This window comes from Pseudomonas sp. ASL4 (genome assembly GCF_056680395.1).
On sequence record NZ_CM155280.1, the window covers coordinates 5,744,885 to 5,770,884 of the forward strand.

The 26,000-nt window shown below is 59.8% G+C and carries 20 protein-coding genes, 1 tRNA gene and 1 pseudogene; 7 read left to right on the top strand and 15 right to left on the bottom strand.

Annotation, left to right across the window (positions count from 1 at the left end; translation table 11 throughout):
- Position 1: 1 nt before the first annotated feature.
- From AC1MEW_RS26220 to AC1MEW_RS26235, 4 genes are all read right to left on the bottom strand, one after another.
- Complete coding sequence (locus tag AC1MEW_RS26220; RefSeq protein WP_201180117.1) at positions 2-808, bottom strand: FAD binding domain-containing protein; 807 nt, start codon at positions 806-808, stop codon at positions 2-4.
- Positions 805-3,804 carry a xanthine dehydrogenase family protein molybdopterin-binding subunit gene (locus tag AC1MEW_RS26225; protein ID WP_201180488.1) on the bottom strand — a complete coding sequence of 1,000 codons (3,000 nt, stop codon included), beginning with the start codon at positions 3,802-3,804 and terminating at the stop codon, positions 805-807. The genes AC1MEW_RS26220 and AC1MEW_RS26225 overlap by 4 nt, the downstream gene beginning before the upstream one ends.
- A 162-nt stretch (positions 3,805-3,966) precedes the next feature.
- Entirely contained in the window at positions 3,967-6,180 is a 2,214-nt protein-coding gene (locus AC1MEW_RS26230) for a bifunctional diguanylate cyclase/phosphodiesterase (protein ID WP_480424176.1), read from the bottom strand.
- Between the two features lie 151 nt (positions 6,181-6,331).
- A complete protein-coding gene (locus AC1MEW_RS26235) occupies positions 6,332-6,655 on the bottom strand; it encodes a hypothetical protein (RefSeq protein WP_480424177.1) in 324 nt (107 codons plus the stop codon).
- A gap of 231 nt (positions 6,656-6,886) precedes the next feature.
- Here AC1MEW_RS26235 and AC1MEW_RS26240 point away from each other — a divergent pair.
- The 7 genes and pseudogenes from AC1MEW_RS26240 to AC1MEW_RS26270 form a co-directional block, all read left to right on the top strand.
- Positions 6,887-7,118: pseudogene (locus AC1MEW_RS26240) on the top strand (site-specific integrase); the annotation flags it as partial.
- 174 nt (positions 7,119-7,292) lie between these two features.
- On the top strand, positions 7,293-7,862 hold the full coding sequence (locus tag AC1MEW_RS26245) for a fimbrial protein (RefSeq protein ID WP_480424179.1): 570 nt from the start codon (positions 7,293-7,295) through the stop codon (positions 7,860-7,862).
- 65 nt (positions 7,863-7,927) lie between these two features.
- On the top strand, positions 7,928-8,626 hold the full coding sequence (locus AC1MEW_RS26250) for a fimbrial biogenesis chaperone (RefSeq protein WP_480424181.1): 699 nt from the start codon (positions 7,928-7,930) through the stop codon (positions 8,624-8,626).
- A gap of 41 nt (positions 8,627-8,667) precedes the next feature.
- Positions 8,668-11,250, top strand: a complete 2,583-nt coding sequence (locus tag AC1MEW_RS26255; protein WP_480424183.1) for a fimbria/pilus outer membrane usher protein — start codon at positions 8,668-8,670, stop codon at positions 11,248-11,250.
- A complete protein-coding gene (locus tag AC1MEW_RS26260) occupies positions 11,247-12,158 on the top strand; it encodes a fimbrial protein (RefSeq protein ID WP_201180475.1) in 912 nt (303 codons plus the stop codon). The genes AC1MEW_RS26255 and AC1MEW_RS26260 overlap by 4 nt, the downstream gene beginning before the upstream one ends.
- Positions 12,159-12,168: 10 nt before the next feature.
- Positions 12,169-12,636 (top strand): fimbrial protein, encoded by a 468-nt coding sequence (locus tag AC1MEW_RS26265; RefSeq protein WP_201180474.1) that lies wholly within the window; start codon positions 12,169-12,171, stop codon positions 12,634-12,636.
- Positions 12,633-13,121, top strand: coding sequence for a fimbrial protein (locus tag AC1MEW_RS26270; RefSeq protein ID WP_480424185.1), 489 nt, complete (start codon positions 12,633-12,635; stop codon positions 13,119-13,121). The genes AC1MEW_RS26265 and AC1MEW_RS26270 overlap by 4 nt, the downstream gene beginning before the upstream one ends.
- Here AC1MEW_RS26270 and AC1MEW_RS26275 read toward each other — a convergent pair whose 3' ends face one another.
- The 11 genes from AC1MEW_RS26275 to rpmI all read right to left on the bottom strand — a co-directional run bounded on the left by AC1MEW_RS26275 (position 13,122) and on the right by rpmI (position 25,991).
- Positions 13,122-13,769: a response regulator gene (locus AC1MEW_RS26275; RefSeq protein ID WP_201180472.1), complete on the bottom strand. Its 648-nt coding sequence runs from the start codon at positions 13,767-13,769 to the stop codon at positions 13,122-13,124.
- Positions 13,770-13,794: 25 nt separating this feature from the next.
- Positions 13,795-16,695 carry an ATP-binding protein gene (locus tag AC1MEW_RS26280; protein WP_480424187.1) on the bottom strand — a complete coding sequence of 967 codons (2,901 nt, stop codon included), beginning with the start codon at positions 16,693-16,695 and terminating at the stop codon, positions 13,795-13,797.
- A gap of 124 nt (positions 16,696-16,819) precedes the next feature.
- Complete coding sequence (gene pvrR, locus AC1MEW_RS26285) at positions 16,820-18,019, bottom strand: response regulator cyclic di-GMP phosphodiesterase PvrR (protein ID WP_480424188.1); 1,200 nt, start codon at positions 18,017-18,019, stop codon at positions 16,820-16,822.
- Positions 18,016-20,838 carry an ATP-binding protein gene (locus AC1MEW_RS26290; RefSeq protein ID WP_480427348.1) on the bottom strand — a complete coding sequence of 941 codons (2,823 nt, stop codon included), beginning with the start codon at positions 20,836-20,838 and terminating at the stop codon, positions 18,016-18,018. The genes pvrR and AC1MEW_RS26290 overlap by 4 nt, the downstream gene beginning before the upstream one ends.
- 231 nt (positions 20,839-21,069) lie before the next feature.
- Positions 21,070-21,146 (bottom strand) — tRNA-Pro (locus AC1MEW_RS26295).
- A gap of 89 nt (positions 21,147-21,235) precedes the next feature.
- Positions 21,236-21,592 carry a MerR family transcriptional regulator gene (locus AC1MEW_RS26300; protein ID WP_003179985.1) on the bottom strand — a complete coding sequence of 119 codons (357 nt, stop codon included), beginning with the start codon at positions 21,590-21,592 and terminating at the stop codon, positions 21,236-21,238.
- Positions 21,573-21,875, bottom strand: a complete 303-nt coding sequence (gene ihfA, locus AC1MEW_RS26305; protein WP_002553164.1) for an integration host factor subunit alpha — start codon at positions 21,873-21,875, stop codon at positions 21,573-21,575. The genes AC1MEW_RS26300 and ihfA overlap by 20 nt, the downstream gene beginning before the upstream one ends.
- A gap of 3 nt (positions 21,876-21,878) precedes the next feature.
- On the bottom strand, positions 21,879-24,260 hold the full coding sequence (gene pheT / locus AC1MEW_RS26310; RefSeq protein WP_480424190.1) for a phenylalanine--tRNA ligase subunit beta: 2,382 nt from the start codon (positions 24,258-24,260) through the stop codon (positions 21,879-21,881).
- Between the two features lie 26 nt (positions 24,261-24,286).
- Positions 24,287-25,303 carry a phenylalanine--tRNA ligase subunit alpha gene (gene pheS / locus AC1MEW_RS26315; protein WP_054596661.1) on the bottom strand — a complete coding sequence of 339 codons (1,017 nt, stop codon included), beginning with the start codon at positions 25,301-25,303 and terminating at the stop codon, positions 24,287-24,289.
- Positions 25,304-25,412: 109 nt separating this feature from the next.
- Positions 25,413-25,769, bottom strand: coding sequence for a 50S ribosomal protein L20 (gene rplT / locus AC1MEW_RS26320; protein WP_007905879.1), 357 nt, complete (start codon positions 25,767-25,769; stop codon positions 25,413-25,415).
- 27 nt (positions 25,770-25,796) lie between these two features.
- Positions 25,797-25,991, bottom strand: coding sequence for a 50S ribosomal protein L35 (rpmI, locus tag AC1MEW_RS26325; protein ID WP_008145659.1), 195 nt, complete (start codon positions 25,989-25,991; stop codon positions 25,797-25,799).
- Positions 25,992-26,000 lie beyond the last annotated feature (9 nt).

Sequence of the window (26,000 nt, forward strand, 5' to 3'; positions counted from 1 at the left end):
TTCAGACTCCTTCGATCAGCTGATGACCCAGCTCACGAATCAGTTGGCGGCGATAGGCAGCGCTGGCCTGCACGTCGTCCTGTGCATCGAGAGACCAGGCGGTTTGATTGAGCGCGTCTGGCAGCGCCGCACCACGAGGCAGACTGCGACGTTGCGGACGGTCGGCGACCCCGCCGATGCCGAGTTCGACCTGGTCCGTGCCGATGGCCGCGGCCAGGGAGACAATTGCAAAGTCGCCGTGGCGCATGGCGATTTCGCGGAAGCGATAGGTGATGCCTTCGCGCTTGAGCGGAAAACGCACCTCGACGACCAGTTCATCCGCACGCTTGTCGGTGGTGAGAATGCCTTGGAAGAAGTCGGCAGCCTTGACGATGCGCTTGCCTTTTTTCGACTCGAGAACGATCTCGCCGCCCAGCGTCACCAGGCACAGCGGCAACTCGGCGCTGGGGTCAGCATGAGCCACCGAACCGCAGACGGTGCCGCGATTACGCGTCTGGAAGTGACCGATCCAGGGCATCGCCAGTGCCAATAAAGGCACCTCGTCCATCAGGGTCGAACGCGCCAACAGCTGCGCCTGTCGTACCCCGGCACCTACCGCCAGGCAATCCTTGCGCAGTTCGATATAGGCCAGCTCAGCCACATGATTGATATCGATCAGCAACTTGGGTTGAGCCAGACGCATGTTCAGCACCGCCATCAGCGATTGGCCACCGGCGATGATGCGAGCTTCCTGGCCGTACTCGGCGAGCAACTCAACTACCTGACGACGGGTGTCAGCCCGAACGTAATCGAAAGCAGCCGGTTTCATTGCGCACCTCCCTTGCCAAACAGCGCGCCAAGCGAGGCACGCAATCGCGCCCACCAGCCGGTGGAGATGGCTTGGCCGCTGACCCGTTGCGACAGGCGAGTAAAGATTTGTCCGATGATCACTTTCGAGGCCCCTTGCAACATTCGGCCGCCGACCGCGGCAACTTTGCCGCTGACCGCCACCTGGTATTGGTATTCCAGGCGTGTATGGCCATTTTCCAGTTCGACGAAACGCACCTTGGCCTGGCCCTGGGCCGAGCCCATCGAACTGCTGCCGGATCCGGACAGACGCAACGAATGCGGCGGGTCCAGATCACTCAAGGCAACCTTGGCCTCGAAGCGCGCACGGATCATGCCGACGCCGACGGTGACGTCTGCGCGGTAACGGTTTTCGCCTTCAAGCACGAGGTCGTGGCAACCGGGAATGATCGCCGCCAGCGTCTGCGGGTCGAGCAAGGTATCGAAGACCTGTTGCGGCGACGCAGGGATCACCACCGAGTCGTTGGCCCGCAGTGCCGGTCCACCGGCAGCTGCCGCGTCCAGGCTTTCATCGGGCTCCATGCCGGCGGGCCGTGGCGGCTCGTCGATGCCGATCAGCGTGCGTACTTTCGAGGGTGTCAGTGGCAGACGGATGTCCGAGCGACCGAGGGCGTCGGCCACCGCGTTGGCGATGCACACCGGCGTGCTCATGTTGTTGCCCTCGCCTACACCCTTGGCGCCCAGTGGGGTGAATGGCGATGGCGTTTCCATGTGCAGGATCACCGGTTCGATCACTTCCGGTGCGGTCGGCACCAGATAATCGGCGAAGGTCCCGGAGAGGAAGCTGCCGTCCTCGCCGTAGGCGAATTCTTCCATCAGCGCCGCGCCGAGGCCTTGGGTGAAGCCACCACGAATCTGGCCATCGACCAACGCCGGGTTGAGCAGGCGGCCGGCGTCATGGCAGGTGACGTAGCGATCGATGTGGATCTCGCCGGTCATGCGGTCGATTTCCAGACCACAGATGTCGAAGACAAAGCCGTAGCACAGCGAGCTATTGACCTGATCCTGGTCGTCCGGTGCCACCAATTGCGGCGGGCTCCAGAAGGCGGTTTCGCGCAGACCGCCGCTTTCACCTTCCGGCAGCAGGCCCGGCGACCAGTGGGTCGCACCGGCAATCCGATGGAATGGCGCCACCGCCCCGCCATTGACCACAAAAATCTTGCCGCCCGCGAAACGAATATCCTCGGGACAGGCCTGCAATTGCTCGGCGGCAATCGCGGCGAGGCGATCACGAATCTTCAGCGCTGCCTTGTAGACGGCACCAGCCACAGCACCGGCAAAACGGCTGGAATAGTTGCCCGAGGCAATCGACCAAGCGTCCTTCTGGGTATCCAGTTCAACGTTGACCACGATGGACTCCAGCGCAACCCCGAGCACTTCGGCGACGACCTGAGCGACCGTGGTTTGATGGCCCTGCCCTTGCGGTGCCGAGGACACGTGCACACTGACGTCACCCAACGGGCCGACGTTGATGGTTGCGGTTGCGACAGCGCCGTTTTTCGGACCGGCCTTGCGTCGCTCTTCGGGTGTCATCGCGGTGGTGATGTAACCCATGTTGGAAATCGAGGGTTCGATGACGGCGGCATAACCGATGCCATAGATTCGGCCTTCGGCACGCGCCTGATCACGACGCTTGAGCAACTCGTCGAGACCGCCATCAGCCGCCGCCAAGGCAATGCCTGCCTGGTAATTGCCGGAGTCGAGCAACGCACCGGCGGCCGCGCGATAAGGGAAGGCATCGGCCGGCACCAGGTTGCGGCGGATCACGTCCAACGGATCAAGCTTCAACTGCACGGCGATGTGTTGCAGCAGCCGCTCCAGGGCAAAATACACCTGCGGGCCACCAAAACCACGGTTCAGGCCTGAAGGGGTTTTGTTGGTCAGCACCACCCGGTTGCGCACTTGCAAATTGCGGATTGCATAGGCCCCCGTCAGGTTGCCGTGCATGCGGTAGAACGTCGCCGGTTCGGGTGCTCTCAGGTAGGCACCACAATCGTCGATCTGGTCATAACGCAAAGCGGTAATGCGGCCATCTGCTTCTACCGCCGCTTCAATTTCGGTCACCCGATTGGTCGCCGAAGAAGCCCCCTGAAGATGTTCCAGACGGTCCTCGACCCACTTCACCGGTGCGCCGACCTTGCGTGACGCCAGGCCCATCATCACCACGTAAGGGAAAACCCCTTGCTTGATGCCAAAGCTGCCGCCGGAATCTTTCGGTGTGCGCAAACGCAAGCGGTTGCCGGGCACATTCAGCGCCCGGGCCATGACCGTGTGCAACGCATAGGGGCCCTGGAAATTGGCCAGCACGTCATAAATGCCGGTGGCGCGCTCGTACTGAGCCAGCACCACATAGCATTCAATGGGTGTGCAGGAACTGCGCGGAAACTTCACTTTGAGCGAGACCTTGTGCGGCGCCTGTTCAAAGGCCTGCTCCGGTTCGCCATAACGAAAGCGCCGTTCGTTGACCACGTTGCTGCCGACAGCTTCGTGCAGGATCGGCGCCTGTTCGGCGGTGGCCAGTTCAGGATCGATGATCGGGGGCAGCGGCTCGTATTCAACGCGCACACCTTCGATGGCGTCCTCGGCCAGGTAGCGGCTCTCAGCGATCACCACGGCCACCGGCTCTCCGACATAACGCACCTTGTCGACGGCGACGCACCAGTGCTCCATCGGCTGACGCACACCCACCGGAAACGGCAGCGCCCAGCGTTTGACGTCTTCGCCGACCAGCACGCCGTGCACGCCTTTCATCAGCAGCGCTCTGGAAAAGTCCACCGAGGTAATCCGCGCATGAGCGTGGGGTGAACGGATGATCGCCGCATGTAGCGTGCCCGGAGGGATCGCAGCGTCATCGGCATAGCAGCCCAGGCCACGCAACAATGCGGCGTCCTCGACACGGGTCTGACGGGCGCCAATGTGGCCGGTCTGGCTTTCGGTAGCAGGTTCTAAACTAGTCATTTTTTCGCGGCTCTTGTTGTATTGCAGCGCGATAGCGTTAGAGCCGAGTGTGTGAGAAAGGCGCAGGGAGCGCCTTGCCTGGGGAGAGGGAGTTCTGCGCGGGAGTCTGAAAATTTGCCTTTGCGTCTGATTTTCAGGCCTGGGACCCGGCAGAACTGCCGGTCAGGGGTGGGATGCGGGTTGGCTCAGGAACGCTTCGATTTCTGCATAGGGCATCGGTTTGGCAAAGTAATACCCCTGAAAAATATCGCAGCGACTGCCCTTCAGGAAATCCACCTGAGACGCCGTTTCCACGCCTTCGGCGACCACCGTCAGGCTGAGGTGATGGGCCATGGAAATAATGCCTTGGGTGATCGCGGCATCGTGATTATCGGTGGTGATTTCCTGGATGAACGAGCGGTCAATCTTGATCTTGTCGATGGGCAAACGCTTGAGGTAGCTGAGGCTGGAAAAACCGGTGCCGAAATCATCAAGCGCAATGCGCACCCCCAACATCTTGAGCCGGTGCAAGGTTTCAATTGCCTGTTCAGCGTTATGCAACAGAAGCGACTCGGTGATCTCCAGCTCCAACTGCTCACCACTGAGACCATGTTTCTCCAGGGTGGCCTGGACACACTGGACGAAATTGCCACGCTGAAAATGCATCGGCGAAATATTCACCGCCATCGAGATGCCGGTGATGCCCTGCTCGCCTAACTGACGCAGCTGCGCGCAGGCCGTATCGAGTACCCAAAGGCTCAGCGGGATAATCTGACCACTGTCCTCTGCCACCGGTACAAACACCGCTGGCGAGATAAATCCTTTTTCGGGATGCTCCCAGCGCAGCAACGCTTCGATCCCGACCACCTGTAACGTTCGCGCGTCTATCTGCGGTTGATAATGCAACTTGAACGACTGGGTTTCGATTGCCTTCTGCAGGTCATTGCGCAGGCTCGCGTGCTCGCAAACACGCTGATTGAGATCGCTGGTGTACCACTGAAAATTGTTGCGCCCTTGCTGCTTGGCTTTGTACATGGCCATGTCAGCCTGCTGGATCAGCTGCATCGGCTGCTCGATGTCACCATCGCTCAGGGTGATACCGATACTTGCACTCACGTGCAGGTCAATGCCCTGGATGCAGTAGGGTTTGGCAATGCTGGCCATCAAGCGCTCGACCACCGGAACAACGTCCTCATCACGAAGCAGGTCCGGCAGCAGAACGATAAATTCGTCACCGCCCATGCGCACGATGGTATCGCCGGGACGAACCTGCTGGGTCATACGCTGCGCCACCTCAATCAGCACCTGATCGCCGAAGTAGTGTCCGATCGAATCGTTGATGGATTTGAATCCATCCAGATCAATGCAAATCACCGCCAGACGACGCTTACGCCGACGACTGATGTGACAATCCAGCATAAGCCGGTCTTCAAGAGAGACACGGTTAAGCAAACCGGTCAGCCGATCATGGCAGGCGTTGAAGCTCAACTGGCGCTCGTAGTGCTTCTGCTCGCTGATGTCCCTGGCAACTCCGAATACCCCGACGATCTCGCCATTGACCATGATCGGCAGGTTGGAAATGTCCATGGTCAACAGCTTGTCGCTCACGTCGCGAACCCGTGCCTCGAAGCGCTGGGGCTCTCCGGTGCTGGCTGCAGAGAAATGCCGACTGACCCGTTGCAGGTCTTCTTCGACCACCAGATTGGCAAAGTGATGACCGATGAAGTCGGTTGCGGTATGCGGCTTGAGCTTCAGGCCCGCTGGATTCACGCTCTGGATGTTGCCGGCCAGATCGAGGGCGAACACCGGGTTGGGGTTATAGGTGAACAAAGAACGAAAACGTTGCTCGCTTTCCTCCAGACGTTGGCCGTCACGTTCATGGCGGATCGCAATGGCTGCCAGTTGGGCCGCGCAGGCCAGTCGCTGAATCTGCGCCTCGTCCGGCGCATGGGCGCGGTTCTGGTACAGGGCAAATGTACCCAACACGCTTCCTTGATGGGAGAGCAAAGGCACCGACCAGCAGGAACGCAGGTTATGCCCCAGCGCCAGGCCGCGAAAACGCTCCCAGCTTGGGTCCCGGGCGATGTCTTCGGTGACCACCAGCTCGCGACGGAACGCTGCGGTGCCGCAGGTTCCTTCCTGTGGACCAATGGCCATTCCATGAATCGCCTGGCTGTATTCAGCTGGTAGACCAGGCGCCGCACCGTTCAGCAGGTGCTTGCCCTCGGCATCGGTGAGCAGTATCGAACAAAGCGTGTAAGGATCTTGTGCGTCGAGCATCAAACAGATGGCGGCAAGAATGTCGTCCAGTTGATGATTGGTCGCGATCATGCCGAGAATGTCACGCTGCGACTCGGTGAGAGCCACGCTGTGAAAGCTCGTGCGGCGGGTATTCATGGTGGTTCCTGAGGACTGCCGAGACCATCCGATCTTCAAAGAGTCTGGAAAAGTGGGCGGCCGGGCACAGTCCGCTCGCACTCCGGTCGCGCACTTTATAAAGCACCGACCTAGCCACAAAAAAGGCTCAGATCCACCATAAGAAACCGTATCAGATTGCTCCCATTCGGCTGGCTTCGCTGTCCTCAAGTCGCGGCAAAATTTCTCGGCCAACTTCTTCCACCACCTGAGCGGCATCGCGTTCGCCGTACTTGAAATTCAAAACCACATGGTTGACACCGGCCGCACTCAGGCCTTCGAGAAACTGCAGGATCACAATGCGCGTGGGATCTACTCTGCTGGTCTTGATCCACTTACGGCATGAGGTATTGAGGCCTGGTTGGCTGACAAATGCAGGCTTGACGTAAAACTGCAGATCCAAGCCGAGCGATAGCGACTTTGCGCCCCTAGGCCTGCTCGCCAACGTCAGCGGCACACAAAACCTGCTCAATTAATGACCAGCACATTGCAAGCCCTGTATTCCGCAGTGCCTGGGTCATTATCCACAGATATACCCACGCCTTTTGTGGATAGCTTTGACGCCTATACGCACACTCCTCAGATAGCATAGGGACTCTGCGGCCTGCGCGGCTCCCAATGGCTATTCGATCCCGGTATCGCCAAGTAGAACTACCGGTACGCGAGAAGGCTCTGTCGGCCTGACGAGCAAGCCATCAGTTTCTTCGTCGACCTCACCCAGATGTTCGGCTGGGCCAGAAAGTGACAGCCTTGGCGGGCTTTACTGGTCGAGGGCGATCCGACGGAACTGGTTGTCATCACCCCATTGACTCCTGCTGACTACCGAGGCCGAAAGAAGACGGATCTTTTCGCGCGCTGAGTTGTTGGAAAATATGCAAAAAAATCTGAAGGAACTGGGGAGTCAATACCTGAAAAAACCTCATTAGCAAGGGTGGTCGGCCATAAAAAATAGAAAAATAAATGAGTAGATAAAAAGCCTAGATCGTCCTTTTTAAGATCCGTCTCATGTGCCTCTCAAAGGCAGCAATGCACCATGGATTGGCTTACCCACGGGATAGGCAGACAACCATCCATCTCTCAAAAGAGGCATTGCAATGCTGAATAAATTGAGCAAATACACTCTCGCCTGCGGCGCTTGCTGGCTGCTGGCTAGCACCGCTGCACAGGCTGCGGACGGGCAGATCGAATTCACCGGATCAGTGACCGACAACGCTTGCACCATCACCACCGGTGACGTGAACAAGTCCGTCACCCTTGACCCGGTACAAATCTCCGACTTCGGGCCAACCGTTGGTGCCGCCGCCAAGGCGAAAGCGTTCTCCATCAGCCTGGACAACTGCAGCACCGCGACCCGCAAGAACGTCGCGATCACCTTCAGCGGCCAGCAAGACGGCACCGACTCGAGCCTGCTGGGCCTGACCGGTGAAAATCAGGTGCGCGGTATCGCCATTCAGATCGCCGACGCCCGCACCGGCAACAAGCTGCCACTGAACTCGCCGACCGCCGACTACGACCTACGTCCGCAGTCCAACACCTTTGACTTCACTGCCGCCTACGTTCGCACCGTCGCCGACACCAAGAATGAAGAAGGTGAAGTGACTGCTTCCGGTATCGGTACCGGTCAGGTCTACGCCCTGGCCAGCTTCGACGTCACCTACAAGTAATTGCTTGTCAATACCGTGGGCCTGGCACCGTAGCGCTGGCCCACGGACTTCAAAGGTTCCCCATCATGCGTTTGAAACTTTGTTTTTTTCTCGCCCTGTTGCCGCTCTGGCATAGCGGGGCAGCGAACGCCGCCGTCACCGTTGGCGCCACGCGGCTGATCTACGACGGTGCCTCGAATGAAGCCAACCTCACCATCAGCAATCGCGAAGACAACTCGCCGTATCTGGTGCAGTCCTGGGTCAGCCGCTTCGGCAGCGCCAACGACGAAAGCGTCGATAACTTTATCGTCACGCCGCCGCTGTTCAGGCTCGATGCCAACCACGAAAACATCCTGCGCGTGATCTTCGCCGGCGGCGCCGACGTACCTCAGAATCGGGAAAGCCTATTCCTGATGAACGTCAAGGCGATCCCGGCGATGAGTGATGAACAACGCGGCAAGAACGTGCTGCAGATCGCCCTGAAAACCACCATCAAGCTGTTCTACCGCCCGGCTGGCCTGAAAGGTTCACTCAAGGACGCGGTGGCGCAGGTGAGCTGGAAGGCCAGCGCGGGCGCACTGACGTTCAACAACGCCTCCAAATACCACGTTGTGGTCAGTGAGCTGAAGCTCAACGGCCATCCGATCACCCAGGCACCGGATGTGCTCCGTCCCGGGCAACAGCAGGAACTGCCGATCCAAGCCAAGGCCGGCGATGAAGTGCTGATGAGCTACATCGATGACTACGGCAGCACCGTGACGGCGCCGACCATCCGCATTAACTGATACCCAAGAGTTACCCCAAGAGCTCCCGTCCAGGAACGCCCATGTCCCGTTCACGCCCACTCACACGCCGTCGCGCCGTGAAGGCCTTCGGCTGCCCGCTTGCTGCTGCCGTGGCCTTGCACCTGGCACCCGCACAGGCCGGTTACCAGTTCGATGCGTCGTTCCTGGAGATCGGCGGCGGGCAGAGTTCGGCTGCAGTGAAACAACAGGTCAGCGCCATGAGCGAAGGCCAGTTGCCGGGGATTTACCGGGTGGAGGTGTCGGTCAACCAGCGTTTCGTCGAGCAACGGGATGTGCGCTTTATTCGCGCCACCGGCACGGCAGACCGTTCCGCCACCGGTCTTTTCCCGTGCCTGGATGCCGAGTTTTTCCGCGCCCAAGGGGTGGCCGACAGCGCCCTGCAAAACCGCACCGACGCCGATACCACTTGCCTTGCGTTCGACCAGGGGTTGGCCGGGGTGAGCTACGACTACGACTTTAACCGCCAGGTGCTGGCGATCGAAATTCCTCAGGCTTACCTGGGCAGCATTGCGTTTGAAGTGCGGCGCCAGCAGTGGAGCGAAGGCGAACAGGTGGCGTTCACCAACTATGCGTTTTCTGGCAGTACGGTGGAGTCCGATACAGGCCGACGCCAGGATCAGTTCGGCAGCTTGCGCAGCGGCGTGAATGCCGGTGCCTGGCGCCTACGCAACTTTTCCACCTGGCAGAAAGGCACGGACAACACCGGGCGCTGGGAGTCGTTGGAAACCTATGCTCAGCGCGACATGGGCAACATGATGGCGATTGCGACGCTGGGCGACGCCACCACCGAAGGCGACCTGTTCGATGCTATTCCCTATCGCGGGCTGGGCATCGCCTCGGACCTGGACATGTTGCCGGACCAGGCCCGTGAGTTTGCGCCGGTGATTCGCGGCATCGCCAATGGCCGCTCGCGGGTGATCATCCGCCAGCGCGGCTATGTGATCCATGAGCAGTGGGTGCCGTCGGGACCGTTTGCCCTGACCGATCTGTACCCCACCGCCAGCAACGGCGATATCGAAGTCACGGTGGAAAGCCCAGACGGCCAGCGCCAGGTCTACACCCAGTCGTTCTCGTCGGTACCCTACATGCTGCGCGAGGGGCAGCAGAGCTATTCGGTGTTCGCCGGTCGGTACCGGCCCGCGCAGTCGACTCAGCAGCAGGACACCCCGACCTTTATTCAGGCCTCCCTGCGCCGTGGCTTGGCCGGTGGCACCACGCTGTTCGGCGGCAGTCTGCTCAGTGATCAATACAACGCCGGCCTGCTGGGGTTTGCCCATGACTTCGCCGGCTTCGGCGCGATTTCGGTGGATGTGACCCACGCTCGCAGCGAAGCGATGGGCCACGAAAAATCCACCGCCAGTGGCCAGTCGTTTCGCTTTCGCTATTCCAAATCCCTGGCGGCCACCGACACCAACTTCAGCCTGATCGGCTACCGCTATTCCACCGGCGGCTACTACTCGTTCAACGAGGCGCTCAGCAGCCGCAGCACCGAGCAGTCCCTGGAGACGTACCGCAGCAGCCATATGAAGAGCAACTTCACCGCCAACGTGTCCCAGCAACTTGGCGGCTACGGCGGCGTGTACGCCAACGTGTCGAAAACCGCCTACTGGGACAAGAGCAAGGCCGACACCTCGATCCAGCTGGGCTACACCCTGAGTTCCGGGAGTATTTCCTATTCCTTGGGACTGGGCTTGAACAAAGGTGCTGACGCCGACAATCGCACCTTGTCCCTGAGCATCAGCATGCCCCTGGGCGGTACGCGCAACCAGCGCGTGTCGGTCAACGGCAGCCAAAGCGCCCGCGGTTCGGCGTCGCGCACCGCCACCCTCAGCGGCAATGCGTTTGAAGACGACACTCTGGCCTATAGCGCAGGCGTGTCGCAGCAGGTCAACGCCAACGATCACGTAGTGGGCGGCACCTTCGCCGCACGCTATGACGCGCCCAACGCCATCGTGCACGGCGCCTATAACGAGTCCACCGGCAATCGGCAGTTGGACCTGGGCATCGAGGGTTCGGTGGTGGCCTACGGCAGCAACCTGATATTCAGCCAACCCCTGGGCGAAACCAACGTGATCGTCGCCACCCCTGGCGCACCAGACGTGGGCATCAGCAACAAGCGTGGGGTGCGCACCAATGCAAAGGGTTACACGGTGGTGCCGTCGGCCCTGCCCTACCGCAAGAACCGCGTATCGCTGGATACCCAATCGATGCCCGATGACGTCGACATCGCGCAGCTGGTGCAGGAAGTCACGCCCAATCGAGGCGCCTTTGTGCTGGCGGATTTCGACACCCGGCGCGGTAAACGCATTCTGTTTCGCATCAGCGACGCACGCGGCGAAGCGGCGCCTTTTGCCGCCAAGGCCGAACTGTTCGCGCCGGATGACCGCTCCCTGGGCAGCACCCTGGTGGCCGACAAGGGTCGGGCCTACCTGACCGGCGTGCCGCCGCAGTCGCGTTTGTTGATCAGCGTGGATGGGCAGCCGTGGTGCAGCAGCGAATTGAAACTGGAAGACGACAGCTCCACCGAGGGCGGGATCACTCAAATGAATATTCAATGTGAGCGCGCGGCCGGTGGGTCGGGTGCCAAGGATTCGCAATCATGATCGTGAACATAATCGATGAGGTGCGCGTGCGGCTTAGCCTCGCGCTGCTGTGCGGGGTGTTGTGCTGCATGCCACAGCACGCACAGGCGTTGATCGGCGGCAACCTCGATTGCTCGACGCCGGGCTACCCGACCTTCGGCTACCGTTTCCAACCAGGTGAAGCGATCAGTGTCGAGTTCAGCGGTACTTGTACGATTCGCCGTGCCTTTCCCTTCGCCGCCGGGGTGAACACAAACATCACTTACCTGTCAGGTTCCAACCACGCCACTCTGCTCTTTGTAGACCCCTCGAGCTGGACCTATGTACCCGTGCTCCCGCTGGGCCAATACAGCGGTACCTGCCTGGGGGGCACGTGCCAGAGATTACCCATCAATACGGTGGTTCGATACCGCTACAACCTGGTAGGCACGGCGCCCAGAACAACAGGTACGCGGCAGACGCTGGTGCAACTGGGAGTGACCTCCCTCAACTACTTGGCCTGGGCCCAGTGGTTTCTGGAGATGCCCTTTAACTACACCGTTTACAACCCTGCCTGCACCCTGAGCTCGCCAAGCAGCGTCAACCTGTCCTTCGGCACCATCAGCAGCGCCGACCTCAGCAACCAGAAGCAATCGACCACGGTCTCGGTCAACTGTCCGGCCTCCGTACAAGCCACCGCCACCCTGTCGCCAAGCCAGGCGGTGGTCAGCGCCAGCACCGGCGTGTCGCGCACCACCCTGGCAGGCCTGAACATGCAAGCGCGCTGGGATGACAACAATACGCCTGTGCCCCTCAATAGTCCGCGCACCCTGCAACTGCGCCAGGGCAGTAACAGCCTGATTCTTGGGTTCACCCCGCAACTTGAGGCAGGGCAGTCGCCCGCTGGTGCGTTCCAGAGCCAATACACCCTGACCATCGATTACCGTTGAGGCCTTTGCCATGAAAACGTCACTGCTCGCCCTGGCGCTGCTCAGCGCCACCGCCCAGGCCGCCGACACGGTGAATATCACCGTGCGTGGCACCCTCACACGCCCGCCTTGTGTAATGAGTACCAACACCAACCTGATCGCCGAGTTCGGCGATGTACGCATCGACCAGGTGGCCACCACCGGCACGGCGCTTGTGCCGGTAGTTTTAGTCTGCCCGGCAGGTTCTTCGCTGAACGTCAGCTTCACCTCCAACAATGGCACGCACACCGCCACCGTGGCCAAAACCACGGCCGACAACCTCGGCGTGTCGCTGCTATGGGACGACAACTCGGCGGCGAATTTCAACGGCAGCACCAAGGCCTACAACAACCTCAGCGGCAACGTCGATATCAGCCTCAGGGCTCAGTTGGTCGCTCGCGGTGCACTGACGCCGGGAGCGTTCACTTCGTCGATGGTCATGACCATCAATTACCTATGAAAGCGCTGCTTTGGATACTGATGACCGTGGCCAGTGCGGCGGTCGCGCAACCGGCGGATGAGGCGAAGATCGACATCAACGGCAAGCTGATCGCCCCGCCCTGCACGCCGCGCTTTCCGACTTCACAGCAGGTGAAATTGGGTGAGGCCAACCTCAACCAACTGCAGGATGACAACGTCGCCGCCACCGATGTGCCGTTGATCTTCGATTGCAACGCCGGCAGCCGAGTGACCCTTACACTCTCGGCGGGCTTGGGCAGCGCCGATAGTCAGACCCTGCTCACCAATCGCCCTGCCCTGGGGCTGCGTCTGAGCCTGTTGAATAAAAGCGCCAAGGCAGATTTCAGCCTGGGGGAAACCGGCACCTGGCCGGTGGAAGAAGGACCGCTGGAACTGACCCTGCGGGTCAAGCCCGTGTCACTGGGTGAACTGCCCGAAGCAGGCAGCTACAGCGCGACGCTGTTGATGCAGATGACCTACCGCTGACTACTGGAACTGCCTGGTCTCGATGCAATAGGTCAGCAAGGCCTGGTCACTGTCGACATCCAACTTGCGCATGGCCGAGATCTTTTGCGCGCTGACGGTCTTGTTGCTGCGGCTCAGTTGCCGCGCGATATCGCTGACGCTCATCCCCGTGACAAACAAACGCAGCACTTCCATCTCCCGGGGCGACAGGCTCTGGAAACGCTCCTGTACCTGATACGGGTTGCCCACCACCGACGTCGCCACAGGCTCCGGCCCCTGGTAACTGCGCTGGGCACTGATGGCGCTCAAGGCTTTTTCGATTTCGCCATGCAGGTGGTTTTTCTGGATCACCCCCGCCACGCCCAACTCCTGCAAGCGGGTGAGGATCAGGGTGTTGGAGATCATGGTCAGCACCAGCACCTGGGTCTCGGGGAAGTGCCGCAGGATGTATTCGATCAGCTTCAAGCCATCGCCGTAGGTATCGTCACCCGGCATGTTGAAATCGGTGATCAAGACTTGCGGCCGATGAATGCGCAACTGTTCGATCAGTTGGCTGGAGCTGACTGCCTCGCCCACCAGGCTATAGCGCGAATCGCGCTGGACGATTTCCCGCACGCCCACCAGCACGATGGGGTGGTCATCGGCGATGACGACGTTTATTTCTCGCATTTTTTACCTTTCTTGTAGTGGACATTCATCGAGTGGATGACTCTGCCAGTAAGCATTGCGCCACCGCCGTCAACCGTGAACACAACACCCGGATCTGTGTGGTGGCGTGCGTATCCAGTGGGCCTTCGCACAGGGTGCTCTCCCACTCCTGGCAAGCGTTGGACAGCGCCCCGGCGTGCACGCTGGCCAGCGCGCCATTGAGGCAGTGCAGGCGCTGGCGGACCAGCGTGGCATCGGCGGCAGCCAGACCTTGTTCGATCTGCTGGACGTCGACCAGCAAGGTGTCGCCCATCAATTGGCGCATGGCCGGGGATAACTCGATCCAGCCTTCGCGGTCCCGATCCGGCTGCGCAACCGACAAGGCAGTCGCCCGCCGACAGTGCGCCATCAACGCCTGGCGCAGCATGCTCAAGCTCAACGGCTTGACCACCCACGCGTTCATGCCCACCGCCAGACAACGCTCGCCCTCCTCACGCAGGGCATTGGCGGTTACCCCGATAATCGGCACCTGCACGCCTTGTTCGCGCAAGGCGCGGGCCAAGTCGTAGCCATTGAGCCGCGGCATATTGATATCGGTGATCACTAGGTCGAACGGCTGGGAGCCCCAGATTTGCAAGGCGTGCTCGCCGTCCCGCGCCACGGTAGGGTGAGCCCCCAGGGCTTCGAGCTGCTCTTGCAGCACCGCCTGGCTGACCGGGTTGTCTTCGGCCACCAGCACGCGCACGTTCAAACAAGGTGCATCAGTACACAGTGGCATCGACGGTTGCGCGGCTGATGACGGGGTCTCCTTGAGCACCGGCAAGGTGATGAACAGCGAAAAGCTGCTGCCCAACCCAGGCTCACTGACCACGCGCATGCTGCCGCCCATCAGTTCACTCAACCGCGAGCAGATAGACAAGCCCAGGCCCGCGCCATTGCCGTCCTGGCCGCCCGTCACCTGATAAAAAGGCTTGAACAACTGGTCCAGAGCCTTTTCCGGAATGCCCACGCCAGTGTCGGTGACCTGCCATTGCAAGGCGACTTCATCCTCAAGCAACTGTTGCACCGTCAAGCGCAAACGCACCCGCCCGGAATCAGTGAACTTGATGGCGTTACCCAACAGGTTATGCAAGATCTGCCGGATCCGACCGGCATCGCCAAGCAGTCGCGGCGGTAGTTGCGGGTCAATTTCGGCATCGATCTGCAAGCCTTTGTTGCGCGCCGTCGCGGTAAACACCAGCACCGACTCTTCCACCAACTGGCCCGGGTTGAACGCCGCCGCTTCCACGGCCATTTGCCCGGACTCGATTTTCGACACATCCAGCACGTTGCTGATCAGTTGGAACAGAACGGTGGAGGAACCTTGGATAACTTCCAGGTACTGCCGCTGGCGTTCGCTCATATCGGTCAGGGCCATCAGTTCCAGGTTGCCCAGCACGCCATACAAGGGTGTGCGGATCTCATGACTCATGGTCGCCAGGAACACCGTCTTGGCCTCGTTGGCGGCGGTGGCTTCCTGGCGGGCCTGGTTCAAAAGCAGGGTTTCGTCCACATGCCGGGTGATGTCGTTACAGCCGCAGAGAAATACGTCTTCGCCCTCGTAGCGCGCGGCCACCACCACAACCTGCAGGTAGCGCCCCTCTACCGCCAGGCACATTTCGCCGGGTGTGTCCGGGCCATCGTTGGCTTTCAACACCTCCAGCAATGGCGCGGTGCCGCGCAGTTGCAGGGCGCGCTGGTTTTCCAGGAGCAACTGGCGGTCGCTGCGACGCACCACGCACAGACCCGCCGGGGCGTTGTGCAGCATGATGCGGTTGAACGCTTCGCTCTCGAACAGGCGCTCCTGGGCTCGCTGGGCCGGGCTGACGATACGCGTCTTGTACCAATGGTTGATCCACCAGCCCAGCAGCACGGCCGCAAGAAACGTCAGGCCCAAGCCTAACAGCGGCCATTTGGCGTAGCGCAGAAAGTCTTGGTAGCTGATGGCGTACAAGCCCGTCCAGTGCTCACCGCCCTCGCTGACCATCTTGAACCGCAAGCCCTGGCTGTTGAAGCTCAAGCCCAGGGGCACCATATGTTCATCGCCGAGGCTGCCAAGCAACACGTCGCCCTGGGGCGAGATCAGGGTGAACTGGTTGTAGACCGACAGTTGAAGCACCCGCTCGAATTCATCGACCTGGGACGTGTCTACCACGGCCGCCAAAGTCAGCAGGCCTTGGGGCTGATTGGCCGGCAGTACGGCGGCGGGCGCATCGAGGCCGATCATCGCAACCACACTGCGACTGTTGTGATATAGCTGCAACGGCGCGCGCATCCAGCGCACGCGTCTGTCATTGAGCAGCGTACTCTGGCTCTGCTGCAGTTGATGCAAACGGCTCACCACCTCGCGGTATTGCTCGCGCGACAACGGCTGGTGCTGGCGCAACCCGCCAATGCCAGGCACGGCCAGGCTGGAGACATTATTGGGGGTAGACACGAACAACTGCGGTGAGGCGTAAAACGAACTGGACCAGAAGCTGCCATAGTAGTCGGTCAGTTGCACGCCAAACGCCAGCGCCCGCCGCGTGTCATCCGCCGAGAAAGTCTCAGCGTGGGACAAAGTGAACGGCAGCGATAAGGCGAACCCCTTGGCCTGCAATACCACCTGACCGGCATCGCGCTGCAACTCCACCACAGAAGTCGACTGCACTGCCGGCAGCGGCGGCGCGTTGCTGCGGCTGTAGCCGGTGGCCACATTACGCAGGAACGCCTCATGCTCATGGATGATCTCCACTACCCGGGCGAAGTGAAACTCGACTTTTTCTTGTTCGGCTTCGAGCAACCGCGACACCGCCCAGTAGCAACTGCTGGACAGCAACAAGGCGAATCCCGTCAGTAATAACAGGGCTTTGTTCAGGCGTTGGGAGCTTTGCGCCAGCTTATCCAAGCGCAGACTTGCATGTTTCATCGTCAGTACCGCAGAAGCCTGTATCAGGACGTGGGGCCTATGCTTGATCCCGGCATTGGCCAATAACGCCCGACTGACCGGGCGACCCTTCCTTTGGGCTTCATGACTGTGTGACCCTGGCAGTTTACATAAGTGCTGGCGTAGGGCCATCCTCTATCAACAACGCACTGAATTTATCCACCGCCACGGCTTGGGAGATCAGGAAGCCTTGTACCTGATCGCATCGAATGCGCCGCAAGACAGCCAGCTCCGCCTGGGTCTCGGCCCCCTCGGCGATGGTGGTCAGCCCGAGTTTACGGCCCAGTTCGACAATGCTCTGCAAGGCCGACGCCAGGCTCTCGTTCTCAGCACACCCATGCACCAGTGAGCGGTCAATCTTGACCTCATTGAACGGCGTGGACACCAGATTAAAGTAGGAACTGAATCCCTTGCCGAAATCATCCTGCGCCAGCCCAAAGCCCATCATGCGCAAGCGGCATGCTCCAGCGAAGTAGTTACTGGGCAACAGTGTGGTGGAGCTTTCCATCAATTCGAAGGTGATTTGCCGGGGTTCGGCGTCGCTGCTCTGCACCTGGGCTAGCAGGCGGTCGACCAGGTCGCACTGGTCGAGTAAATGCGTGGGCAGGTTGATCGACACCGGCAGCCTGTAACCAAGCTGCGCCCACTGGGCCTGCGCGGTGAGGGCCTGGGCAAGGATGCAGGTCAGCAACTGGGTTTCTAGGCCCTGGCGCTCGATCTCACCGAGGAACTCCCCTGGCATCAATAACCCTTCCACCGGGTGCACCCAGCGCGCCAGGGCTTCAGCGCCGACGATCCGCCCGTCGTGCAGGGATTTCTTGGGTTGGAACCAGGCCTGGACCTCACCGTTGGCCAAGGCGTGCACCAGGTTTTCCCGGGCATGGCTGACACCCCGATGGCAACACGGCGTGCGCGCCTGCTCGGCCAGTTTGTCCAGGCAATCGCGCAGAGTGCGCACCTCGGGTTCGCGCACCGGCTTGGAGATCAGCCCTGCGACGATCAGCCCCAGATTCCCCGCTACCTGCCCGGCGCCCACCAGCATGCGCCGCGACGCCACGCTCATCAGCGCCAGTGCCGGCGGCGCCTGCATTCGGGCCAATTGCTGGATCAGTTGCACGCCGTCCATCCCCGGCATCATCAAATCGCTGAGCAACAGGTCGTAGCGCTGTCGGGCCAGGCGTTGCAATGCGGTGACGCCATCCCAAACCACGTCGACGTCAAAGCCGCCAATGGCCTGGAAGACGTTGATCAGGTACTCATGCTGAAAAGGATGGTCCTCCACAATGAGCACGCGATAGGCACTCAAAGCACCCTCCTCTGATAGCGATGCAAGCACTGATAGAGGGCCCGCAGGGTAAAGGGTTTGACCAGACAATGATCCATGCCCGCGCTCAGGCAACGCTCGGCTTCGTCGAGCATCGCGTTGGCTGTGGCGCCGATGATCGGCAGCGAGCAACCCAGACGGCGTAGTTGTTCGGTGAGTTCGTAACCATTCATGCGCGGCATGTTGACGTCGGTGAGGATCATGTCGAACACGGTGTCGTCCCACAGTGAAAGGGCCTCAACGCCATCGCCGGCCAGCACCACGGTGCAGCCGAGCTCTTCCAGTTGGTCGCGCAGGATCAACTGGTTGATCAGGTTGTCTTCGGCCACCAGCAGACGCAGGTTGAGGCTGAACTCGGTGGGTTTCTCGCTGTTCCTGGGTGACAGCTGCTCTTCGCCCCCCTGGGCGCGGCTGACCGCACGATTGAGGGCCTGCAAGTTGTTCAGGCCGATCTGCCAGCACGCACCGGGCCCTTTATAGGCGCCATGTTCATCGACGGCGGCCCTGACCCGCGGCCCTGACCAACGCATCAACTGGCCGGGCTCGGTCGGGCCGGGATAAAGCTCTACCAGAACCGCGCCGGGGTCGGCCTCGGCGGACTCCGGCGCGCCGAGTTGCGCCCGAGCGCCCCAGCGGCGCAACCAGCCGCCGACACTTTCCGCCAGCTCCCGCACCGGCGACACAACATAGACCCGCTCCCCCAGCAGTGATTGGGCCCAAGGGTCATTGCCGTCGTCACTGACTTGCTCCAGTGGCAAAGTGAAGGAAAAACTGCTGCCCAGGCCCGGCTCGCTGACCACCCGCAACGAGCCGTTCATCAAGTGCATCAGGCGCTTGCAGATCGACAACCCAAGGCCGGTGCCGGCGACAACATTGGCATTGCCACTGGCCTGGAAGAACGGCTCGAACAGATACTGCTGGTCCTCCTCGGCAATGCCCTTGCCGGTATCGACCACCTGCCACTGCAACATGGCGCGCTCTCCTTCACGGCTTTCCAGGCGCAGGCGCAACACAATCCGGCCGCTCTCGGTGAATTTCAGCGCGTTGTTCAGCAGGTTATTGAGGATCTGACGGATGCGCGTGGCATCCCCGCGCACGCGGTCGGGCAGTTGCGGGTCCAGGCAGGCAAACAACTGCAGGCCCTTGCTTTGGGCGGCGCCAGCGTAGCCTTGGATCACCTTCTGCACCAACTCAATCGGCGAAAAAGTGCTGAACTCGAGGGACAGTTGCCCAGCCTCGATTTTCGACACATCCAACACATCACAGATCATTTGCAGCAAATTCGCCGACGAGCCTTCGATGGCATTCAGGTAGCCGCGCTGCTGGCTGTTGAGGTCGGTGCGCGCCAGCAATTCCAGAGTACCCAGCACGCCATACAGCGGCGTGCGGATTTCATGGCTCATAGTCGCCAGGAACAGGGTCTTGGCCTCATTCGCCGCGTCCGCCAGAGTGCGCGCCTGCTGCAACGCCAACTCCACCTGTTTGCGCTCGGTGATATCACTGAAGGCGCAGATCAACACATCTTCACGCTGGTAACGGGTTGGCGCGAAACTCAGGTACAGGTGGCGGCCGTCGGCCGTTTGCAGCTCGTCGGTACTGCCTTGCTCGGACTCATGGAAGGCGCGGCGAATCCAGCCGTGGCACAACTGCTGGCGCTCCTGACCGTTGCCCAGCCATTGGCGAGACAAGGGGTTTTCCAGCACCACCTCGCCATCGCTGCGACGCAGTACACACAAGGCCACCGGGGCGATGCGAATCACCGCGCTGCTGAACGCCTCACTCTCCACCAGCGCTTCGATGCGATTGGCCGCCGGGATAATCAACCGCTGATCGATGCGCCGCACCAGCCGCACCATCACCAGGCTCGCCAATACGCACAGCATCAGGCACACCAGCAACGGCAAGGCCAGACTGGGCAACAGTGAACGCAACTCCAGGCTGTAGACGATCTGCCATTGGGAATAACCGAGGTGCTTTCGAATAGCCAATCGGTCCGGCAACCAACGACTGCCCTCCCAACCGAAACTGGCCGTGGAATGATACTGACGCAGCACCTGCACAGCGGCGGGTTGATGCGGCGAGCTGCTGAAAATCAGCTGGCCTGAGCCGTCGAGCAACATGAAGTCGCCGGCTTTTTCATGCTGCAAGGCATTGATCAGGTCCGGCCCGTCCACCTCCAACCCGAGCCAACCCGAGGTGGGGCTACGGTCGTCGAGGCGGGTGAAGATGTACAGCGGCGAATCCAGGCGGTTCTGCTCGGTCAGCCACAACTCATCGCTGACCGAAACCTTGCCAGTGTCCACCGCCATCAACCGCCGCAATACCGGCTCCGGCACATTCGCGGGGGCAATGCCTACGGTAAACAGGCGTTCCACCACAGGCTCGGCACGCTGGGCCACGTAAATCAGATTGACCTGATTGACCTCCAGGTAATCGAGCATGCGCTTGGTCAGCCACAGGCTCCAGATATTGCCCGCCTCGCCCAGGGTGATATGCACCTCCTCGGCCGGCACTTCGTTGAAATTGCCCACCGGCGCCGTGACATGACGCACCGTCGACAAGCCCAAGCTCTTCAGCAACGTCTGGCGACTGACAAAAAAACTCTGCGCATCGGAAATCGCCTCATTCATATAACTACGCCGCAGCGAAATCTCCTCATTAAACGCTGCCCGCAGGTAACTGTAGGCGCCCACGTAAACGCCAAGCACCAACGCTAGAGCGAACAGACGCAACAGTTTTCTGGCGGCCTTAGGCGTGGAGAAGGAGGAGTCGAGCGGTTGCAGGAAATGTTTGAGTTTCATCGCCGAGAAGTTAAGCGTGGCGAGGCGGCAGGTGAATAAGACGGATCTCAAAAAGGCGGGATGCCGGTGAGCCTGTGGTGAAGGCTGCTGCCAAAAGGGGCGAACCTTGAGCAGAGTTTCTGCCCCCTTTGAGCTGTTGATTCCACCGAGAGCTAGCCATTTTGTAGGGGTAAAAACGCCACAAAATAAAAAGGGGTCGCGAAATAAAATCTCGCAACCCCTTGAATTATATGGTCGGGACGGAGTGATTCGAACACTCGACCCCTAGCACCCCATGCTAGTGCGCTACCGGACTGCGCTACGCCCCGACTAGGCGTGATACTCGTCCCTCATCTCGAAGAACGCTCAAGAATATATCGCAAGCTTTTGAAAACTGGAAGTATTCAAACGCAGGAAATTATTTCTTGAGCACAACCAGCACATCTTCCAATTCAGCGATCATCTGCCGAATCATCTGCTTGTACTGAGTGGTGTCGTCTTTGGCTTCATCGCCGGACAAACGCAGGCGCGCGCCACCGATGGTGAACCCTTGATCGTAAAGAAGCGCGCGGATTTGCCGGATCATCAACACGTCTTGTCGCTGATAATACCGGCGGTTTCCGCGGCGTTTGACGGGGTTGAGTTGAGGAAACTCCTGTTCCCAGTAGCGCAGCACGTGTGGTTTTACCGCACACAGCTCGCTGACTTCACCGATGGTGAAGTAGCGTTTGCCTGGGATGACGGGTAGCTCGTCGTTATGACTTGGTTCCAGCATAAGCCTCAACTCGGGCCTTCAACTTCTGCCCTGGACGAAAGGTGACCACACGGCGAGCCGTGATCGGGATTTCTTCACCCGTTTTCGGATTGCGGCCAGGCCGCTGGCGTTTGTCCCGAAGGTCGAAATTGCCGAAACCGGACAATTTGACTTGTTCGTTGTCTTCAAGAGCGTGCCTGATTTCTTCAAAAAACAGTTCGACCAATTCCTTGGCCTCCCGTTTATTCAGGCCCAGCTCCTCATACAGACGTTCCGCCATCTCAGCTTTCGTCAGAGCCCCCATACGTCACTTCCTTAACGTGGCGTTCAACCTTTGTTCGAGCGAGGTGAGGATATTTTGCGTCGTAGTATTCACCTCATCGTCATTAAGAGTGCGCGATGGATGCTGCCAGGTCAAGCCGACTGCAAGGCTTTTTCTATCAGGATCAATACCTTTACCCTGATACACGTCAAATAGCCTGAGGTCTGTCAGCCATTCGCCTGCATTTTCACGGATTACGTCCAGTACGGCACTGGCTGCGACGTCTTTTTCGGCGATCAGCGCAAGGTCACGACGCACTTCAGGAAAGCGCGACAACTCCTGGAATTTAGGCATTTTACCCAACGCCACTTCGGCCAGAACCAGCTCGAAAACGAAGACCGGGCGATCGAGACCGAGGGTTTTCGACAATTCAGGGTGGATAGCACCAACGAAACCAACCAAACGACCTTCACGCTCGATGCGGGCGGTTTGACCCGGATGCAGCGCTGGATGCTTGCCCGGCACGAAAGTGAACGAATCCAGTGCACCGGCGAAGCCCAGCACCGCTTCCACGTCAGCCTTGACGTCGAAGAAGTCGACGACATCGCGACCTTGCGCCCAGCCTTCCGGCAGACGGCTACCGCAAACAACACCCGCCAGCATCGGCTCTTGCTTCAAGCCTTCCAACTGACCGACGAAGCGCAGACCGCTTTCGAACAGACGGACACGATCCTGCTGACGGTTCAGGTTGTGCTGAAGCGCCTTGACCAGGCCTGGCCACAGGGACGAACGCATGGCGGCCATATCGTTCGAAATCGGGTTAGCCAGCAGCAGCGGCTCTACACCCGGATTAAACAGCTCGAACTGTTTCGGATCGATGAAGCTGTAAGTGATCGCTTCCTGATAACCACGGGCCACCAGCAGACGACGCAGCTCTGGCAGATCGCTACGGGCTTCAGCCTTGGCTTGTGGCGCCAGACGGGCTTGTGGGTAGCGAACCGGCAGACGGTTGTAACCGTACAGACGGGCCAGCTCTTCGATCAGGTCAACTTCCAGGCTAATGTCGAAGCGATGGCTTGGCACTTCTACTTGCCACTGCCCTGCCCCATCGGCAGAAACGGTCAGCCCCAAAGCGTTCAGCAGACGCTCGACTTCGGCCGAATCCATTTCCATGCCCAGCATCTGGGTGATGCGCTGCGCACGCAATGTAACCGGCGCGATTTTCGGCAGGTGCTGCTCGCTGACGGTTTCGATGATCGGGCCGGCTTCGCCGCCAGTGATTTCCAGCAGCAGGCCGGTGGCGCGCTCCATGGCTTCACGGGCCAGTTGCCAGTCCACGCCACGCTCGTAGCGGTGCGAGGCATCGGTGTGCAGGCCGTAGGAACGGGCCTTGCCAGCGACAGCAATCTGATCGAAGAACGCGCTTTCCAGGAAAATATCGCGAGTGGTCGCGGTGTTGACGCCGCTGTGCTCGCCACCCATGACGCCGGCGATTGCCAGGGCGCGGGTGTGGTCGGCAATTACCAGCGTATCGCTACGCAGGCTGACTTCCTGACCGTCGAGCAGCACCAGCTTCTCGCCTTCTTCAGCCATGCGCACGCGGATGCCGCCATTGATTTCGGCGAGATCAAACGCGTGCAACGGTTGACCCAGCTCCAGCATCACGTAGTTGGTGATGTCGACCGCAGCGTCAATGCTGCGCACGTCGCCACGACGCAGACGCTCAACCATCCACAACGGCGTAGGCTTGGACAGGTCGACGTTACGGATCACACGACCCAGGTAACGTGGGCACGCCGCTGGCGCCAGCACTTCAACCGAACGTACTTCATCGTGCACGGCTGGCACAACGACTACGACCGGACGAGTGACTTTAGCGGCGTATAGCGCGCCAACTTCACGGGCCATGCCGGCCAGGGACAGGCAGTCGCCGCGGTTCGGGGTCAGGTCGACCTCGATGCTGGCGTCGTCCAGGCTCAGGTATTCACGAATGTCCTGACCGACCGGCGCATCAGCCGGCAATTCCATCAGGCCATCGTTGCCTTCGCCGACTTGCAGCTCGGCTTGGGAGCACAGCATGCCGTTGGACTCAACGCCACGCAGCTTGGCTTTCTTGATTTTGAAGTCGCCTGGCAGTTCGGCACCGATCATGGCGAACGGGATCTTCAGGCCCGGGCGCACGTTTGGCGCACCGCAAACGACCTGGAAGGTCTCCGAGCCATTGCTGACCTGACAAACACGCAGCTTGTCGGCGTCCGGGTGCTGCTCGGTGCTCAGCACCTCGCCCACTACGACACCGGTGAATACGCCGGCGGCCGGCGTAACGCTATCGACCTCAAGACCGGCCATCGACAGACGAGCAACCAGCTCGTCACGACTTACCTGCGGGCTTACCCAGCCACGCAGCCATTGTTCACTGAATTTCATCCTGCTCTCCTAAGAATTCGTTACGACTAGCGAAATTGCGCGAGGAACCGCAAGTCGTTGTCGAAGAACAGACGCAAGTCGTTCACGCCGTAACGCAGCATGGCCAGACGCTCAACGCCCATGCCGAAGGCAAAGCCCGAGAACTCTTCCGGGTCGATCCCGGACATACGCAACACGTTCGGGTGAACCATGCCGCAGCCCATCACTTCCAGCCAGCCAGTCTGCTTGCAGACACGGCAGCCTTTACCGCTGCACATCACGCATTCCATGTCGACTTCGGCGGATGGCTCGGTGAACGGGAAGTACGAAGGACGGAAACGCACGGCCAGTTCTTTTTCGAAGAACACGCGCAGGAACTCTTCGATGGTGCCTTTGAGGTCGGCGAAATTGATGTCGCGATCAACCAGCAGGCCTTCGACCTGGTGGAACATCGGCGAGTGGGTGATATCGGAGTCGCTGCGGTACACACGGCCTGGGCAGACAATGCGGATCGGCGGTTTTTTCGATTCCATGGTGCGGACCTGTACCGGCGAGGTATGGGTGCGCAACAACATGTTGGCATTAAAATAGAAGGTGTCATGCATCGAACGGGCCGGGTGATGGCCTGGGATGTTGAGCGCTTCGAAGTTGTGGTAATCGTCTTCGACCTCAGGGCCTTCGGCGATGCCGTAGCCAATGTGGGTAAAGAACTGTTCGATACGTTCCAGAGTACGCGTAACCGGATGCAGACCACCCGAGGTCTGGCCACGGCCAGGCAGGGTCACGTCAATGGACTCGGCAGACAGTTTGGCGGCCAGGTCGGCCTCTTCAAACAGTGCCTTGCGTGCATTGAGAACCTCTGTGACACGCTCCTTGGCAACGTTGATCAGGGCGCCGACTTGCGGACGCTCTTCTGCCGGCAAATTCCCCAGGGTCTTCATCACCTGAGTCAATTCGCCCTTTTTGCCAAGGTAGTGAACCCGGATTTGCTCCAGGGCATTGATATCTTCAGCGCTTTGCACAGCCTCTAGAGCTTGAGAGACCAGCGCGTCCAGGTTTTCCATGTACAGACTCCAGATACAAAATAGGGGAAGAGCTTGAAGGCTCTTCCCCTATTTATGACGTTTAACACCTGGCCCCACAGAGGTGAGGCCGGGTGACTGTCGGGGGTACTTAAGCCAAGGTGGCTTTAGCTTTCTCGACAATCGCAGCAAACGCCGCTTTTTCGTTCACTGCCAGATCAGCCAGAACCTTACGGTCGATCTCGATGGACGCTTTTTTCAGGCCGGCGATGAAACGGCTGTAGGACAGACCGTTGATACGTGCACCAGCGTTGATACGAGCGATCCACAGAGCGCGGAACTGACGTTTTTTCTGACGACGGTCACGGTAGGCGTATTGGCCTGCCTTGATTACCGCTTGCTTGGCAACACGGAATACGCGCGAGCGAGCGCCGTAGTAGCCTTTAGCAAGTTTCAGAATTTTTTTGTGACGTTTACGGGCAATGACGCCACGCTTTACACGAGCCATGAGTTACTTCCTCTATTCTTGACTAAATTAACGAAGGCGCAGCATGCGCTCGACTTTTGCCACGTCACACGGTGCCAGCAAGCTGCTACCGCGCAGTTGACGCTTACGCTTGGTCGACATTTTAGTCAGGATGTGGCTCTTGAAAGCGTGCTTGTGCTTGATACCGTTAGCAGTTTTCAGAAACCGCTTAGCAGCACCACTTTTAGTTTTCATTTTTGGCATGTTCGGATA